16 protein-coding genes are annotated in these 16,274 nt (G+C 68.6%); 6 read left to right on the top strand and 10 right to left on the bottom strand.

Features of this window, described 5'->3' with window-relative positions; genetic code table 11:
* Window positions 1–31: 31 nt before the first annotated feature.
* The 4 genes from AB0D34_RS12740 to AB0D34_RS12725 all read right to left on the bottom strand — a co-directional run bounded on the left by AB0D34_RS12740 (window position 32) and on the right by AB0D34_RS12725 (window position 4,339).
* Window positions 32–1,522, bottom strand: coding sequence for an aldehyde dehydrogenase (locus tag AB0D34_RS12740; RefSeq protein ID WP_362660659.1), 1,491 nt, complete (start codon window positions 1,520–1,522; stop codon window positions 32–34).
* A 142-nt stretch (window positions 1,523–1,664) separates the two neighbouring features.
* Window positions 1,665–2,069 carry a nuclear transport factor 2 family protein gene (locus AB0D34_RS12735; RefSeq protein ID WP_362660656.1) on the bottom strand — a complete coding sequence of 135 codons (405 nt, stop codon included), beginning with the start codon at window positions 2,067–2,069 and terminating at the stop codon, window positions 1,665–1,667.
* Window positions 2,066–3,031: a PDR/VanB family oxidoreductase gene (locus tag AB0D34_RS12730; RefSeq protein WP_362660653.1), complete on the bottom strand. Its 966-nt coding sequence runs from the start codon at window positions 3,029–3,031 to the stop codon at window positions 2,066–2,068. Before AB0D34_RS12730 ends, AB0D34_RS12735 begins: the two co-directional genes overlap by 4 nt.
* A gap of 9 nt (window positions 3,032–3,040) precedes the next feature.
* A complete protein-coding gene (locus AB0D34_RS12725) occupies window positions 3,041–4,339 on the bottom strand; it encodes a Rieske 2Fe-2S domain-containing protein (RefSeq protein WP_362660650.1) in 1,299 nt (432 codons plus the stop codon).
* Between the two features lie 220 nt (window positions 4,340–4,559).
* On the opposite strand from AB0D34_RS12725, the gene AB0D34_RS12720 reads away from it, so the two are divergent.
* Window positions 4,560–5,201, top strand: coding sequence for a TetR/AcrR family transcriptional regulator (locus tag AB0D34_RS12720; protein WP_362660647.1), 642 nt, complete (start codon window positions 4,560–4,562; stop codon window positions 5,199–5,201).
* A gap of 128 nt (window positions 5,202–5,329) precedes the next feature.
* On the top strand, window positions 5,330–5,752 hold the full coding sequence (locus AB0D34_RS12715) for a heme-binding protein (protein ID WP_126276563.1): 423 nt from the start codon (window positions 5,330–5,332) through the stop codon (window positions 5,750–5,752).
* A 64-nt stretch (window positions 5,753–5,816) separates the two neighbouring features.
* Here the strand turns inward: AB0D34_RS12715 and AB0D34_RS12710 are convergent, their stop codons facing one another.
* A complete protein-coding gene (locus AB0D34_RS12710) occupies window positions 5,817–6,698 on the bottom strand; it encodes a LysR substrate-binding domain-containing protein (RefSeq protein ID WP_362660644.1) in 882 nt (293 codons plus the stop codon).
* A 71-nt stretch (window positions 6,699–6,769) separates the two neighbouring features.
* Between AB0D34_RS12710 and AB0D34_RS12705 the strand changes: the two genes are divergently transcribed.
* Genes AB0D34_RS12705 through AB0D34_RS12695 form a run of 3 tightly spaced genes read left to right on the top strand, consistent with a single transcriptional unit; the run spans window position 6,770 to window position 9,314 of the window.
* A complete protein-coding gene (locus AB0D34_RS12705; RefSeq protein ID WP_362660641.1) occupies window positions 6,770–7,975 on the top strand; it encodes a thiolase family protein in 1,206 nt (401 codons plus the stop codon).
* Window positions 7,972–8,667: a 3-oxoacid CoA-transferase subunit A gene (locus tag AB0D34_RS12700; protein ID WP_362660638.1), complete on the top strand. Its 696-nt coding sequence runs from the start codon at window positions 7,972–7,974 to the stop codon at window positions 8,665–8,667. The genes AB0D34_RS12705 and AB0D34_RS12700 overlap by 4 nt, the downstream gene beginning before the upstream one ends.
* The gene (locus tag AB0D34_RS12695) at window positions 8,664–9,314 is read left to right on the top strand and encodes a 3-oxoacid CoA-transferase subunit B (RefSeq protein WP_362660635.1); all 651 of its coding nucleotides are present in this window, start codon (window positions 8,664–8,666) and stop codon (window positions 9,312–9,314) included. Before AB0D34_RS12700 ends, AB0D34_RS12695 begins: the two co-directional genes overlap by 4 nt.
* Window positions 9,315–9,394: 80 nt before the next feature.
* On the opposite strand, the gene AB0D34_RS12690 is transcribed toward AB0D34_RS12695, so the two are convergent.
* Window positions 9,395–10,471 (bottom strand): lipocalin family protein, encoded by a 1,077-nt coding sequence (locus AB0D34_RS12690; RefSeq protein WP_362660632.1) that lies wholly within the window; start codon window positions 10,469–10,471, stop codon window positions 9,395–9,397.
* A 350-nt stretch (window positions 10,472–10,821) separates the two neighbouring features.
* On the opposite strand from AB0D34_RS12690, the gene AB0D34_RS12685 reads away from it, so the two are divergent.
* Entirely contained in the window at window positions 10,822–11,478 is a 657-nt protein-coding gene (locus tag AB0D34_RS12685; RefSeq protein WP_362660629.1) for a TetR/AcrR family transcriptional regulator, read from the top strand.
* Between the two features lie 735 nt (window positions 11,479–12,213).
* On the opposite strand, the gene AB0D34_RS12680 is transcribed toward AB0D34_RS12685, so the two are convergent.
* The 4 genes from AB0D34_RS12680 to AB0D34_RS12665 all read right to left on the bottom strand — a co-directional run bounded on the left by AB0D34_RS12680 (window position 12,214) and on the right by AB0D34_RS12665 (window position 16,267).
* Window positions 12,214–12,564, bottom strand: coding sequence for a hypothetical protein (locus AB0D34_RS12680; protein WP_362660626.1), 351 nt, complete (start codon window positions 12,562–12,564; stop codon window positions 12,214–12,216).
* Window positions 12,565–12,567: 3 nt separating this feature from the next.
* Window positions 12,568–12,693 carry a hypothetical protein gene (locus AB0D34_RS12675; RefSeq protein ID WP_362660623.1) on the bottom strand — a complete coding sequence of 42 codons (126 nt, stop codon included), beginning with the start codon at window positions 12,691–12,693 and terminating at the stop codon, window positions 12,568–12,570.
* 349 nt (window positions 12,694–13,042) lie between these two features.
* On the bottom strand, window positions 13,043–14,209 hold the full coding sequence (locus tag AB0D34_RS12670) for a citrate synthase/methylcitrate synthase (RefSeq protein ID WP_362660620.1): 1,167 nt from the start codon (window positions 14,207–14,209) through the stop codon (window positions 13,043–13,045).
* Between the two features lie 1,413 nt (window positions 14,210–15,622).
* Window positions 15,623–16,267 carry an HAD hydrolase-like protein gene (locus AB0D34_RS12665; protein WP_362661013.1) on the bottom strand — a complete coding sequence of 215 codons (645 nt, stop codon included), beginning with the start codon at window positions 16,265–16,267 and terminating at the stop codon, window positions 15,623–15,625.
* Between the last annotated feature and the right edge of the window lie 7 nt (window positions 16,268–16,274).

Raw genomic sequence — 16,274 nt, 5'->3', positions numbered from 1 at the left:
GTGACGTGCGCCCCATGGTCTTGTCGCATCATCAGATGGGGTAGTGGCGGGATCCGGACTGGATGGTGATCCAACGCAGCTCCGTGAACTCCTCCAGCGCGGCGCGGGAGCCGAAGCGGCCCCAGCCGCTGGCGCCGACACCGCCGAAGGGCATCTGGGGCTCGTCGTGCACGGTGGCGCCGTTGATGTGACAGATGCCGGACCTGATCCGGCGGGCCACGTCGAGCGCCGCGGCCGCGTCCTTGCCGAAGACCGCGGCTGAGAGGCCGTACTCGGTGTCGTTGGCCACCGCGACGGCTTCGTCGGTGGAGTCCACCTCGATGATCGAGACGACCGGTCCGAAGGACTCCTCGCTGTAGATGCGCATGTCCGGGGTGACACCGCGCAGCACGGTGGGCTTCACGAACAGGCCGTCGGCCGTGCCGCCGGTCAGGATCTGCGCACCCTTGTCACGCGCGTCCTCGATCAGCGCGATGACGTGGTCGCGGGCTGCCGTGTGGACCAGCGGGCCGATCTGTGAGCTGGGGTCGCTCGGGGGGCCGACGACCAGCTTGGCGGCACGCTCGGCGAGCCGGGTGGACAGCTCGTCGGCCACGCTCCGGTCGACGATGACCCGCTCGGTGGACATACAGATCTCGCCCTGGTTCATGAAGGCACCGAAGCTGGCCGCGGCGGCGGCCTCCTCCAGATCGGCGTCGGGAAGCACCAGGAAGGGCGCCTTGCCGCCGAGTTCGAGAACCACGCGGGTCAGGTGGCGACCGCCGAGTTCGCCGATGACGCGGCCGACGCGGCTGGAGCCGGTGAAGTTCACGCGGGTCACGGCGGGGTGGGCGATCAGCGCCTCGACGACGGCCGGACCGTCCTGGGGTGCGTTGCTGATGAGGTTGACCGCTCCGGCGGGCACGCCGGCGTCGTGCAGCACCTGGACGATGGCGGCCTGGGTGAGCGGTGTCTGCTCGGAGGACTTCAGCACCACGGTGTTGCCCCACACCAGCGGCCACACGATGGCGCGTACGCCGAGGATCAGCGGGGCGTTCCACGGTGCGATGCCGACGACGACACCGACCGGCTGACGTACGCCGAGGGCGGTGAGGCCGGGCACGTCCGAGGGGATGACCTCGCCGACGGCCGCGTAGGCCTGGGCCGCCGCCTCGACGAGCATGCCCTTGGCGACGTGCACGTTGAAGCCGCACCAGGGCAGGGTGGCGCCCATTTCGCGGCTCATGGTGGCGACGATGTCGTCGGTACGCTCGCCGAGCAGGACGGCCGCCCGCTCCAGGACCGCCCGCCGGGCGGCGGGCGGAAGGCCCGACCACTCCGGAAGGGCGACGGCTGCGGCGTCCACCGCGAGGTTGACGTCCTCGACGGAAGCCGCGGCGACCCGTGCGATCGGTTCGCCGGTCAGGGCCTCGGTCGTCTCGTAGTAGCGGCCGTCCCTGGCCGCGACGCGCTCGCCCGCGATGAGGAGGTCGCTGGTCCGGACCGCGCCGGACGTGGGTGCCTCGATCTCAGTGGCTGACATGTGTTGCCTCATCTCACGACAGCGGCTCCCTGCCGCACGAACCCTGCATGTCGAACTCTCTGCGGCCGACGGCCGGTCCTGAACCCTCTTGTCCGTTCATCGAACAGCGGCGTGAGGACACGGCCGCCCTCCTCTCGGGGTGTCAGACCGGCGGCATGCGCTTGGCCTGGTGCATGTGTGCCAGACGCCAGCCCGCGGCGGTCTCCTCCCACACGCGCGTCACGGCCTCCTGCACCGGGAACGGCGGGAGGTTCTCGTCGAAGACGATGTGCATCTCCTGGAGACACGTCGTGATCGCGGTGTTGCCGCGCACGGTGATGCTGAGCTCCTCGGCCTTCGCGAAGACGTGGCGGCGACGGGTCCAGGTGAAGTGGGCGAAGTCCTTGCCGTCGTCGATCTTCCCCACGGGGCCGTGGACCGCCCGGCTGTCGTCGAGCATGAGGGCGGTCATGGCCTCCTCGCCCTCGGTGAGTGCCACGAGCCAGGCGGCCTCCGCCTGCTCGACCGCCTGAACTGCCTTGCTAAGTACGGTGGATGCCGTCGTCACAGGTCCAGCTCCAGAATCGGTGAGTGTGCTCGGGACGAGCACGTGGTGAACATGCCGTCGGCGCGTTCACGGTCGGTCAGGATGTCGTCGCGGTGGTCGGGTTCTCCCGCGAGTACGCGCACGATGCACTCGCCGCAGATCCCCTGCTGGCAGGAGTAGGGGGCGTCGACGCCCTTCGCGAGCAGCACGTCTAGGACGCTCTCGCCCTCCTTGATCTCGTACTCGTCACCGGACTTGGCGAGCCGCACCGTGAACGCGCCGCCCTCCGTGTGCGCGGCGGCGTCCTGCACGGGCGCGAAGCGCTCCTTGTAAATCGCTTCGGCGGGCCATCCCGCTCCCTGCGCGGAGGAGATCACGAAGTCCATGAAGCCTCCGGGCCCGCACACGTAGACCGCCGTGTCGGGGTCGGGCGGGCCGAGGTCGCCGACGCTGAACCGCTGGTCGTCCGGGCCATCGTCGAAGTGCAGCCGGACGTGGGGGTTGCGTTCCAACTCGTCGAGGAACGCCGCGTCCGCGCGACTGCGGGCGCAGTAATGCAGCTCGTACTCGGCGCCCGTGACCTGGAGCACGTGCGCCATGGCCAGCAGGGGAGTGACCCCGATACCGCCCGCCACCAGCAGATGGCGACGGGCCCGGGCCGAGACTCCGAACCTGTTGCGCGGCCGGGAGATCCGCAGCCTGTCACCTGCGCGGAGCCGGTGCATCCCGAGGGAGCCGCCGCGCGACGCCGTCTCGGCCAGCACGGCCAGCTGGTACCGGGTGCGGTCGTGCGGCGGCCCGCACAGGGAGTACTGGCGGACCAGCCCGGCGGCGCCGACACCGTCCAGGAGTACGTCGACATGGGCGCCGGCGGCGAACTCCGGGAGCTCGGCTCCGTCAGGGCTGATCAGATCGAGCACCACGATCCGCGCGGTCGCGTCGCGCCGGGCGATCACGATGGTGTCGAGCCACTCGTTGCTCATGGTGCTCGCTCAGATTCCAGCCGTGGCATTGACGTCGGCGTCGGTGTCGTCCGCCGGGCGTTTGCCGATGCTGAACACGCCGGACTGGGTGTGGTGGACCTCCGACGCGTCACGGATGATATTGATCGGGTCCCGCCCGGCCTCGACGTCGTCGGCCATCGTCAGAAGCATCCGACGCAGCATGACGACGCCGCGGTCTCCGGTGGCGAGGGTCTCCTCCGAGTCCAGGGTGATCGCTCCCTGAGAGCCCTGCGCCTCCGTGTCACCGGGGAACCTCTGGCGCTCCTCGTCGGTCAGCTCGTGGTTCTGCTTGCCGTTCTGCGTGATGCCGATGACGAAGTGGACCATGCGCTCCGGGTCGTTGCTGCGGATGGAGAAGAAGAGCCGGTGGCTGGTGTCGTCGGAGGGGACGACCCACAGCAGCTGGTCGGGCCGCGCGTCGGGGGTCACCGTCACGTAGTCCGGCAGCCCGAAGACGTTGGGCAGGTGCTGCTCGACCGCGAAGCCGTACTCGGTGACCTCGCCATCCTCGCCCTCCATCTCGAACCGCTGGGTGTACTTGACGCCGTGGTCGGTGCGCTCGTACGTCAGGCGGTCGGCGATGGTGGCCGGGTCGAAGAAGTTCTCGGGGTAGCCGAAGGTGCCGGTGCCCAGCATCTGGTAGCCGCTGTGCGTGGAGTGCAGCCAGGTGACGTGGGTCGGGTCGGCGGAGTTCTCGTAGATGTTGAGCCAGCTGAAGTCCGCCGGCATACCGAGGACCGCCGCGTGCGGGACCGGCCAGCTCGCGAAGTACCTCTCATCCTCCGCGGGGTCCTCCAGGGCGTCGTAGCGCGGGAGTTCGGGCTTGAGCTCGGGCGGGCCCATGTAGACGAAGACCAGGCCGTAGCGCTCCGCGACGGGATACCAGGGCTGGCGGGCGGCGTCGCGCCGGCGCCCGAGGCCCGGTTCGCAGGCCTGCTCGATGCAGTGGCCCTGCACGTCGAACTTCCAGCCGTGGTAGCAGCAGCGGATGCCGTCGTCCTCGACGCGGCCGTAGAAGAGGCTGGCGCCGCGGTGGGTGCAGCGCTCGATCACGACGCCGGGCTTGCCCTGTCCGTCCCGGAAGACGACCAGTTCCTCGCCCAGCACGCGGGTCTTCTGCGGCAGGGCGCCGGCGATCAGCGTCTCCGAGCTGGCGACCGGGTGCCAATAGCGGCGCAGTGCCTCGCCCATGGGCGTACCGGGCCCCACCTCGCGCAGGCGGGCGTTGTACGAGGGCTTCGGGCGGCCGTAGGCCGTGCCGGTGTCGATCTCTGAAGTGGTGGTCATCGTGCTGACTCCCTGCGGCTCGGGGGGCGTGGCCGGTGGCCCGTGCAGGGCCTTTTCCGGCGGGCCTGCGAGGGTGCCGTCCTGTGCGACCCTCAAACTGATAAGTTGATTCACATTCGCATTCTTCTTCGCTGGGCGTCAAGAGGCAGTTCCGGTGCCGCCTTGATCGCAGGGTCGCGGAGCTTCCGGAGCGGATGTCGGCTCCGTATACGGTGGGCGGGTGACTACCGAACCGGCGCTCGATCTGCCGCCTCCACAGCAGGCGCGTAGTCGGCGGACCCAGCAGCGGATCCTGGAAGCGGGCACGGCCCTTCTTGAGGAGGGCGGCATCGAAGCGCTCACCATCGCGGCCGTCGCCTCTCGGGCGGGCGTGTCCGTGGGCAGTGTCTATCGGCGGTTCGGCGGCAAGGACCGTCTGATCGCGGGCTTGCAGCACGCCATGATCGACGAGTTCCGCGCCGACATCATCCGCCGGTTCGCTCCGCTGCGCACCGATCCGGCCACCCTGGTCGCCTCGGCCGTCGCCGGGCTCACCAAGACGTTCGAGGCGCACGCGCCGCTGATGCGTGTCTTCATCCTGGCGAGCGCCACTGATCCCGGAGTGGCTCAGATGGGGTCCGAGGCCAGTATCGACGCCGGTCAGGTCTTCCGGAGGTTCCTGGAGCCGGTCGTGCCGATGATCGGCGCGCCGGAGCCTGAGCTGTGCCTGGATGTCGCCTTCCGCCTGGTGTACGCGGCTTGCATGAACCGCGTGCTGCACGGTGAACGCTTCGAGTCCGAGCGGCCACTGACGTGGAGTCAGCTCACCGACGAATTGGTCAACGTCGTCTGTCTGTACCTGCTCGGCGCGTCGCCGCGCTGAGTCCGGCGGTAGATCTCCCGATGTGAATGTGATTCTATCTTCACGTTCATATCTGGCGGCGGCACACCGACCCGACTCACGAAAGACGGCCGGTCGACCGTTTGCTCGACGAGGGAAGGAACCGCTCCATGCGAGAGCCGCTCAGCTACGAGATCGCCCACGGCGCCGCACTCGCCGCTCTGGAAGCGGGGAGGGCCGAGGGGCACAAGGTGTGCGCTGTCGTGGTCAATCGAAGCGGCGTCACGAAGGTGCTGCTCAGTGACGACGGCGTCGGGCTTCTCGGTGTGGAGACCGCGCGGCGCAAGGCGTACACCTCGGCCGTGAGCGGTGTCCCGACGGCCAAGTTCGCGGCCTTCGCCGCGTCCCCGCAGATGCAGGTGGCGCCTCCGCACCTGGTCGATGCCAACCTTCTGCCGGTCGCCGGCGGGGTGCCGATCGTGACGGCCGACGGGGAGGTCATCGGCGCCATCGGGGTGGGCGGGGCGGACGACACCACGGACGACCGGATCGCGAACCAGGCACGCGACTCTGTCGCGAAGATCGTCGCGTAGGCCGTTTCCTGGTAGGCCGCGTCAGGGGGAGGGGCGCGTCAGGGAGGGTCACGGTCCCTGTCTCTCAGATCGCCGCGCGGATGATCCCCACGGTGCGCGCCAGGTGCGGTTCGGCGCGGTCGGCTCGGTGGGCGACGGCCAGCTCCACGCGTGCGTCGGCGCTGGTCAGTGGCAGGTAGGTGACTCCGTCGAGTGCCAGCGCGGTCACGGGTTCGGGCACGACGGCGACGCCGAGGCCGCCGGCCACGAGTGTGACCAGAGTCGAGGTCTCGCCGACCTCGTGGCGGATGTGCGGCTCGACGCCCGCAGCGCGCAGAAGGCCGAGCACGACGTCGTACATCACCGACCGGCGGTCGGCGGAGTGCACGATCAGGTCGACACCGGCCAGGTCCGCCGCCCGTAGCCGTGTCCTTCGGGCGAGCGGGTGGTCGGCCGGTACGGCGACGACGAGCCGGTCCCGGCGCAGCGTGTGCACGGTGAGGGAGAGGTCGGCAGCCACAGGACGCAGCAGCGCGACGTCGATCGCGCTGGTGCGCAGCGCCTCGACCTGGTCGGGCGCGAGCATCTCACCGCGGAAGGAGAAGTCGACGCCGGGAAGCTCCGCCGTGAGCCGGCGGGAGAGCGCGGGCAGGAGGCTGTACGTCGCCGAGCCCACGCATCCGATCGCGAGGTGGCCCACCGAGCCGGCGGCGACGAGCCGTGCGTGCTGCGCGGCCTCGTCGACGTCGGCGAGGATCGCGCGCGCCCGCTCCAGGTAGGCCCGGCCGGCCTCGGTGAGGTCGACGCGGCGTGTGGTGCGGTGAAGCAGCTGTACGCCGAGTTCGGCTTCGAGCTGGCGGATCTGCTGGGACAGCGGCGGCTGGGCCATGTGGAGCCGCTCGGCGGCACGACCGAAGTGGCGCTCCTCGGCCACCGCCACGAAGTACCGCAGGTGGCGCAGATCCATATGTCGTCCATATCAATCAGCTCGGATATGAGTACTTCAGAATATCGCGACCCGGGACTAACGTCGCTGCCATGAGTGCTTTCCTCTACTGCGCCACCCGCACGCCGTTCGGCCGCTTCAACGGCGCGCTGGCCGGGGTGCGCCCCGACGACCTCGCCGCCGCCGCGATCACCTCGACGCTCGCCCGGGTGCCGGGTCTCGACCCCGCCGCGATCGACGACGTGGTGTGGGGCAACGCCAACGGCGCCGGCGAGGACAACCGCAACGTCGGCCGCATGGCGGCGCTGCTCGCCGGGCTCCCGGTGAGCGTGCCCGGCACCACGGTGAACCGGCTGTGCGGATCGAGCCTCGACGCGGCGATGACGGCCAGCCGCACGATCGAGTCCGGCGACGCCGAGGTGGTGCTGACCGGCGGCGTGGAGTCCATGACACGTGCGCCCTGGGTGCTGCCCAAGTCGGCGAAGCCGTTCCCGGCCGGCGATGTCACCGCGGTCTCCACCACGCTCGGCTGGCGGCTGGTCAACCCGCGGATGCCGAAGGAGTGGACGGTCAGCCTCGGCGAGGCCAACGAGCAGCTCCAGGAGCGCTTCGGGATCTCCCGCGAGCGGCAGGACGAGTTCGCCGCCCGCTCCCACCAACTCGCCCACGCCGCTTGGGAGTCGGGCTTCTACGACGACCTGGTGGTGCCGGTCGAGGGCGTCGACCTGGCCCGCGACGAGGGCATCCGGGCCGGATCCACGCCGGAGGTCCTGGCCGGACTGCGGCCCGTCTTCCGTACGGCGGAGCAGGGCGGCACCATCACCGCGGGCAACGCCAGCCCGCTCAACGACGGTGCCTCCGCGGTGCTGTTGGGCAGCGAGAAGGCCGCGGCCACGATCGGGGCCGACCCGATCGCCCGTATCGCGGGCCGCGGAGTGATGGCGCTGGAGCCGCAGGCCTTCGGCTACGCCCCCGTCGAGGCCGCCAACCGAGCCTTGGCCCGGGCCGGGATCGGCTGGGACCAGGTGGGCGCGGTCGAGCTCAACGAGGCCTTCGCCGTGCAGTCGCTCGCCTGCGTCGACGCGTGGAAGATCGACCCCGCCATCGTCAACCAGAAGGGCGGCGCGATCGCGATCGGACATCCGCTGGGCGCCTCGGGCGGCCGCGTCCTCGCCACGCTGGCCAAGGTGCTGCGCGAGACGCGGCAGCGCTACGGTGTCGCCGCCATCTGCATCGGGGTCGGGCAGGGCCTGGCCGTCGTACTCGAGAACTGCGCTGTCACGGGGGCGGACCGATGAGCCGCGCGAAGATCCTCGAAAGCACCGACGCCGCGGTCGCCGGGATCGAGGACGGCTCCACGATCCTCGTCGGCGGCTTCGGCCTGGCCGGCATGCCGTTCGACCTGATCGACGCGCTCATCCGGCAGGGCGCCAAGGACCTCACGATCGTGTCCAACAACGCCGGCAACGGCGACGTCGGACTGGCCGCGCTGCTCGCCGCGGGGCGGGTGCGCAAGGTGCTGTGCTCCTTCCCGCGCCAGGCCGACTCCTGGGTCTTCGACGGCCTCTACCGCGAGGGGAAGATCGAGCTGGAAGTGGTCCCGCAGGGCAACCTCGCCGAGCGGATGCGCGCGGCCGGGGCCGGCATCGGCGCCTTCTACTGCCCGACCGCGGTCGGCACACCGCTCGCGGAAGGCAAGGAGGAGCGCGAGATCGACGGCCGGAAGTACCTGCTGGAATACCCCATCAAGGGCGACTACGCGCTGATCGGCGCGCATGTCGCGGACACCATGGGCAACCTCGTCTACCGCAAGACCGCCCGCAACTTCGGACCGGTCATGGCCACGGCCGCGACGACGACGATCGTGCAGGTCGACGAGGTCGTGGATGCCGGCAAGCTCGACCCGGAGGCCGTCGTCACCCCCTCCATCTACGTCGACCGGATCGTCCAGGTCGAGGCCCGTCACTACACCGTCCAGGGGGCACGATGACCACGACGCCGTACGCCGATCACCGTCTGTCGATGGACGAACTGGCCGCCGTCATCGCACGGGACATCCCGGCCGGTTCCTTCGTCAACCTCGGCATCGGCCAGCCCACCAAGATCGCCGACCATCTGCCGGACGGCTCCGGGGTGGTGCTGCACACCGAGAACGGCATGCTCAACATGGGGCCGAAGGCGGAGGGCGACGTGGTCGATCCGGAACTCACCAACGCCGGCAAGGTCCCGGTGACCGAGCTGCCGGGCGCGGCGTACTTCCACCACGCCGACTCCTTCGCCATGATGCGCGGCGGACACCTCGACGTCTGCGTCCTGGGTGCCTACCAGGTCGCCTTCAACGGCGACCTCGCCAACTGGCACACGGGTAGGCCCGACGACATCCCGGCCGTGGGCGGCGCGATGGACCTGGCCATCGGCGCCAAGGACGTCTACGTCATGATGACCCTCTTCACCCGCACCGGTGAGCCGAAGCTCGTGCCGCAGTGCACCTACCCGCTCACCGGCGTCGGCTGCGTCAGCCGCGTCTACACGGACCACGGCGTCTTCGACGTCGGCCCCGAGGGCGTACGGATCCGGGAGACGTACGGCGTCAGCGCCGACGAACTCTCCGAGCGACTCGGCATCACGCAGTCTTAGCGTTTCCGCGCAGCCCCGTACCTGCCTCGGCCTCGGTGCCACCCTTATGGGGCGCCACCGAGGCCGAGGACTGACCGGCACTACATTCCGCTGGTCATTTCGATATAGGTGGTGCCGGTGACCTTGCCGTGGTCGTAGGTGCCGCTGACCTTGGCGCTGCCTTCATAGCCAGGTGTGGGGACCAGCAGTTCCTGGTCCTTGGCGTTGACGGTGACGTTCAGCTTGGCGTGTTCGCCGGGGATGCTGACCTTCCAGCGCGTCGGGTAGCTCTTGCCGCTGGTCGGGCTGGTCCAGCGGGTGGACTCGTCGGGCGTGAGGGTTGCCTCGGTGAGGGTCTGGGTGCCGTCGGGCTTCAGGATGGTCGCGAAGTTGTTCTTCTTGCCGTCGTACTGCTGGTTCCAGATGCTGACCTTGTCGCCGTTGGACAGGTTGAGGTTCATCCAGGACCAGGAGGCGCGACCCGTGGCGACGTCCGGCAGGGGTCCCCACTGGCGGTCCAGCCACGACTGCCCGCGGACCTTCTCGGCGCGGCCGTTGATGGTCAGGGTTCCGGAGGTGTCCACCGTGGGCAGGGCGTACTCGTAGTTCGAGTACTTCGCGTCCCCGAACATGGGGAAGTAGCCGGTGCCCAGGTTGTAGAGGACGTTTCCGCGGGGGCGCAGTGTGACGTCGATGGTTCCCTCGGGGACCTTGGCGCGCAGCTTCATCTCCTTGGCGTCGCCGGTCCAGGTGATGTTGTCGGTGTGGATGTCCACGCCTTCCTTGTCGGAGAGCCCCGTTCCGAGGGGGAGGGGGACCTCCGACCTCGTGTACCAGCCCGTGTCCTCGTTGACCACCGACACCTTCGAGACGGCGCCTCCCTGCTTGCCGACGCCGGCGTTGAGGTAGTGGACCAGGAAGCCGTATCGGTGGCCCCCTGCGGTCACGTGCGCGGTCAGGTACCAGGATTGGTTGGGCTGGTCGGCGTCGTAAGTGAGGCCCGCAGCAGGGTCGACTAGGGCCGGGACGCTGGTCTGTGACAGCCCCTTCTGGGAGGTGGTGGTGTGCGCCGCGGCCGAGCCGGCGGTCGTCGCGGTGGCTGTCCCTCCCGCGGCAAGGGTGAGCGAGGCGACGAGCGCGGAGGCGACAGCGGCTGCGCCGACGGTGGTCTTACGCATGATGACTCCTTGTGCGGTTCCCTGTACTGGACCGACGCGGTGTACGAAACGGTTTCGTACTATCCGAAGTCGCGATGTCGAGTGGAGGAGGACCTGCATAGTGGACAAATGGATGCTCCGCCCGGCAGTGCGGGCGACTTTGTGCGGGCGCCCTGTGAGCGACTCGGATTAAATCCTACACCTGTAGGATTACTTCTAGTTCGCTCCGTGTCAAGCGGGTCCAGGCGGAGCCGCTGTGCCGGATCCGGGATGGGGCGCCGACTCATGACGGTGCTCAAGCGTGAAGATCGGGACGGATACGCTGGTCCGACTGGCGGGCTGGCGCCCGTACAGCCGACTGAGGAGGATGCTTGGGAGACAAGCCGAGTACCACCCGACGCCCGGGCCGCCCCAGGGCGGATTCCGCCGCGGTGCCCGCCGAGCGGGACGTCCTGCTGCGGGGCCTGGAGGCCTTCGCGACGCTCGGATACGACCGGGCGTCGGCGCGGGAGCTCGCCCGCCGTCTCGGAGTCGGCCCCACCTTCATCAACGACCGCTACGGCTCCAAGGCGGCCTATTGGCGGGCCGTGGTGGATGCCGCGCTCGGGGCTCAACTCGAGGGCATGGTGCCGCCAGCCCCAGGGAGTGACGACGGGGAGGTTGTGCGGCAGTTCGTCACGGAGTTCTACCGCGTCAGCATCGGCGAGCCTTACCTCGCCATGTTGATGGCGGATGAGTCTGCACAGGAGACCGAGCGGCTGGACTACCTCTACCAGCGTTACATCGAGCCGACGCTCGCCCTCGTCGTGCCCAGCATCGAGAGGCTGATGACCTCCGGTGGCATGGCGCGGGTCCCGATGGACGTCGTCTTCTTCGCCATCATCGCCCCCGTCTCAGGACTGGTCCAGGAACCTCTCGCCCGGCGCCTGGGGAGCCCGGAACGCATGCAACAAGCGGACCGTCACGCCAGGGCGGAGGCCCTGGCCGGACTGGTGGTGGACGGCCTGCTGGCAAGAAGGCACCAGTGACCCGCTGGACATGGGGTGGGGAAGCCTTGCGTGGGGCGATCAGTGAGCTGATCGCCCGGGCAGTCTTATGTCGACGATGTCGTCCGCCCGGTTGATCCGTTGCTCCCGCCGCGGACTGATGCACGGGGCGGGTTGGCTCCTGTCGGCTCGGCACTTCGCTCGAACGTGAGCCGCGCGCGAGCTGCTGAGGACAAGGGGAAGCCGTACGAGTCGGCCATCCCGTGGCGCTCCCGGGCTGCGGCGCGCTGTTCCTGATCGATATCCGTACTCAGTGCCTTGTCGGCGCCCAGGGTGTCGAACTCCCGTACGCGATCGGGCAGTCGACGATGACCAGAATCGTGCTGTTCGGAGCGGCCGGGGAAGTCGGCTCCCACGTTGTACCGATTCCGGCGGCCGCGGCCGTGGGGTCACCGAAGTCGCCCGAGATCTCGTCCGGTTCGCTTCGGTGCCCAGCGGGGTGTGGCCCGTCTCCGGCCATGTCACCGATCCCGGCGCGGTCAGCGACCCCGCCAAGGATGCCGACGCGCTTCTACTGACCATTGGCGGGCCCGGCTTGCGCAGGGTGCGACTACACCGACAACACGCTGGGCACCGAGGGCGGCGGAAAGATCATGACATGCGCCGTTTGCCGCCCAGTTCGAGCAGGACTGGTTCGAGAGTGACTCACCTCCCGCCTCGTCCGTTCCGGCAGCTGAAGCTGCCGGGACGGCACCCTGCGCCGGGACCGTCGGGAGGTCAGCCGGTTTGAGTTTGCTGAGGACGGCGATGGCGGCCGCGGCGGCGTTCTTGGCGGCCAGCGGGCTGGGAACCCTCCGCGTCCCGCTGGCTCTTGTCCGAGTCGGCCTTGTCGCTGACACCTCGGATGATCAGCATGTCCACGGTGCCGGCGAGGTGGGCGGCCTGCGAGACGCCCGCTCTCTCCCTCTCGATGGCGGCGGCGTCGTTGTAACTCTCGTGGATGTGACGCGCGATCGCGGACTCGGCGTTGGCGAGGACTACGTCCCTGACAGCGATCGGCTTGAAGTGAGTCCGGTACTCGGTGCCACGCAGGGCGTGACGGGCGGCTTGCTCCAGGCGGTGGGACACTCGTCAGGCCTCGGGACGCACGAGGAAGCCCTCCGGGACTTGCTTGTCGCCGTGGATGCCGTACATCTTGGTCGCCACCACGACGTCACCGATGTGAACGTCGTCCGTCAGACCGTCGGCAACCCCCACGAAGAACAAGGCTTGCGGGGCGATTCACGTGTTCACGCGTTCCGTGAGGGTGGCCGCAGTGAGAGTGCCCTCGCCGATCTCGGCCAGGGCCCCTGGAGGTGCCGGGCAGCCGACCGCGCTCGACACGCGTACCGGAAGGGCGGTGGACGAGCTCCCTGAGATCGGTGAGGCACGCCCCCTACAGCGTCATACTCAACAGACAGTGCCGTGAGGATTGCCGCGGTAGGGGAAGTGGTGCCTGCCACGTGATCGGCCTCGACCGTTCTTCTCATACGCGGGTGCAGATTTTCACGGTAGAGCATGAACACACCGGACATCAGGATCGCCGACTCAGTGCAACGTGCCAACGTCAGGCGAAGGCAGGTACCGCTACCGGCGGTTGCGGTCCGATGTACCGCGCCGCCGGGCGGATGATCTTTGAGTCCTGTGCCTGTTCCAGGATGTTGGCGCTCCAGCCCACGACCCGGGCCGCCGCGAATGTCGGGGTGAACATCTCCCGGGGCAGTCCGCACAGTTCCATGACCACGCCCGCGTAGAACTCGACATTTGTATGGAGCTCGCGTCCCGGTTTGAGCTCGGCCAGGATGGCCTCCACGTGCTGTTCGACCTCGATGGCGAATTCGACCAGCGGGCCGCCGATCTGCTGGGCGATGCCGCGCAGCATGCGGGACCGGGGATCCTCGGTGCGGTAGACGGGATGACCGAAGCCCATGATGCGCTCACCGGCGAGGACGCGTTCGCGTATCCACGGGTCGATGCGGTCGGGCGTGCCGATGGCATCCAGGGTGTCCAGCGCGCGCCTGGGAGCGCCGCCGTGCAGCGGGCCGGACAGGGCTCCCACCGCGCCGACCAGCGCAGCAACCACGTCCGCGCCGGTGGAGGCGATCACCCGCGCGGTGAAGGTGGAGGCGTTGAAGCCGTGGTCGATGGTGGAGATCAGGTACTGCTCGACCGCCCGGGCCCGCCGCGGTTCCGGCTCCGAACCCGTCAACATGTAGAGGTAGTTCGCGGCATACGACAGATCGTTGCGCGGATCTACTGGCTCCAAGCCCCGCCCCAGCCGGTACAAGGCCGTCAGCAGTGTGGGCACGGCCGCCGTGGCCGCCACCGTGTCCGCGCGGCGCTGCTCGGCATCAATGTCGTACACCGGCCGGAACCCCTTCACTGCCCCGAGTAGCGACAGCGCACTGCGCAGGCCGGCCAGCGGCCCGGACGGGCCGCTGGCCGCGGCGATGGCGGGCAGTGCGGCGCGAACCTCCTCGGGCAGCCGACGCAGCGCGGCCGTCTCTGTGGCGAAGGCGGCGGCCCGCTCGGCGTCCGGCAGTTCGCCGTGGACCATCAGATGCCACACGTCCTCGAAGCTGCGGGTCTGCGCAAGGTCGACAGCGGAGTATTGGCGATAGTGATAGAAGCCCTCCAGCCCCCTGACGTCACCCAGGACGGTGTTGGTGACCACGACGCCCGCGAGGCCCCGCGGCACGTCGATAGAGACGGATGCGGTCCGGTCGATCGGCATGCTTTCCTCCTTCAACTTGATTCGACTGTCTATGCTTGACTAGATAGCTGTCAATATTGATTGAATCAAGTTGTCGATGCTGCGGACGGCGCCCCTCTATGCGCAAGGCCGGGCCAGCCTCCGCCGAGCCTCGGTTCGATAGGCGGTGAAGTAGTGCGGGAGACCGTGCGCACGATGAACGCCGCCGCCCCCGGGGCGGGCGGACGATGCGGCGGAGCAGCGGACTTGCCGGTACGGCGCAGACGGGCGAGGCGACGGTCAGCCTGACGCGCGGCGAAATTTCGATTACTCAGGTAATCGGTAAGCCGATCCGACCCCGGTCCGACCCAGCCCCCGACGAAACACGCCAGCAAGGCTGCTGACCTGCACAAATGTGAACCGTGGAGGTCAATTGCTACAACCGCCAGCTTGAAACTGCCGCACCCTTTCCGACCTGGGCTTATGAGGGTCGAAGCGGCTGTGACCTGCTAGGACGGTTCGCAAAGGCGATCGGAGGCAAGCTCAGATGCGCTCCCTCTGAACTTGCCTCAAAGCGACCTAAGTTGACCGGGTGGATCAGGGACGATGACCTTCCGACGGGTCTCTCGTTCGAGCCTCGGCCGAGCTGCGATGGGGACGCGTGCCTACGTGGGAGCCAGGCATACGAAAGCCTCCAGGACGGCAATCCTGGAGGCTTCGCTGGTACCGATTGGAGGTCGGTTCCGGACGCCACCCGTGGTTTTAGCGGGCCTTGGTGGCGTTCATGTCTTTGCGAGACGACTCCCAGAATGCCATACGACGTCCCCTCTCTGCACTACTTGCAGCAGGCTTCACCCCAACCAGAGGCAGTCACAGGCGCCCACACCTTGCGGCAGGGGCTCGCTCCGCTCCCGCGGGTCGCGGCCGATCTGGTCCTTCTTGGAGACCTCACTGAGCTCTGGCGTGTCCGGCTCAACACGACGTTGTCGTCGCGCGGTTCGAAGCCAAGCGTTATGTCAGGTCAGCAGACCAGTGTTGGCCGTGGCTGAATGCGGTCAGCTCGACTGGTCACGGTTCCGTGCGGCGAGCCTTCCTGGACCGTCTCGGCGCGGGACCGTGCCAGCTCATCTCTTCGCCTACCAGCTGGCCAATGGAGTCATAGACAGACCTGGGTGGACTGCTGCCCAGGACCCTGTCGTGTGTCACACCTGCGATTTCCATGGCTGTACCAATCCGGCTCATCTTCGGCTCGGGACAGCAGCAGAGAACCGCGCGGAGTGGTCACTGCGACGGGGAAATCCCCACGGCCCTCTCGCGGACACGCATGGAGCTGCTGGTCGCACACGAGCCATCGCTCAGGCGATTCGTGCCGGACCTGAAGTGGGAGAGCCGCCCGAAAGGATCGAGCAACTGATCCTGGCGGCTGAGGAAGAAGGCCTCCCCTTCACCAGAGAGTCAAGCTGTGTGGGCATACTCCACGGCCAGCGCTGCCGCCTCGGCAAGGGTTTCAGCGACGGGTACACCAATGCTGCGGAGGATGTCGGGATGCGTCAGGCCCCCGGCGTACGGCACGGGGTGAATCTGATTCGCGAGCGCAGCGCGGACGTCATCGACGGCATCGCCTATGAGCACAGTCGGCCGGTCTCCAGTGGTCTGGCGCAGCGTCGAAAGATGCCTGGACAGGGACTGCTTCTTGCTCCTGGAGGAAGGGCCGGTGCGTCCGTCGACCCGTAGGAACAGGGAGCCGATGCCAAGATCCGAGATGTGGCGAGTCAGCCCGTTGTGGGCGCTCAGTGACAGAACGGAGTGGCTGCAACCGCTCCGGATCAGCCGGTTGAGGAGGTCCTCGGTTCCGGGCAGGAGGTCAGCCGGCGGTCGCCGGGAGTGGTACGTCTCGAACGCCACACTCGCTCGTGTCCGCTCTCGATCGGTGAGCGCTCGACCGAGTATTCCGGCGCACATGGCGGGGGCCGATGTGGCGAAGTGATGTCGGACGGTGTCGGAATCGACTGGCTGCGCGCCCAAAGAAGCCAGGGCTGCATTCACCGCTCCGACCTGGCGCTCGACGTCGTCAGCGAGCGTGCCTCTCCATCCCCACACCAGGTGT

Source organism: Streptomyces sp. NPDC048420 (assembly GCF_040651535.1).
GTDB lineage: Bacteria > Actinomycetota > Actinomycetes > Streptomycetales > Streptomycetaceae > Streptomyces.
Note: the sequence above shows the minus strand (reverse complement) of the source record. Positions and strands in the feature narration are given on the sequence as shown.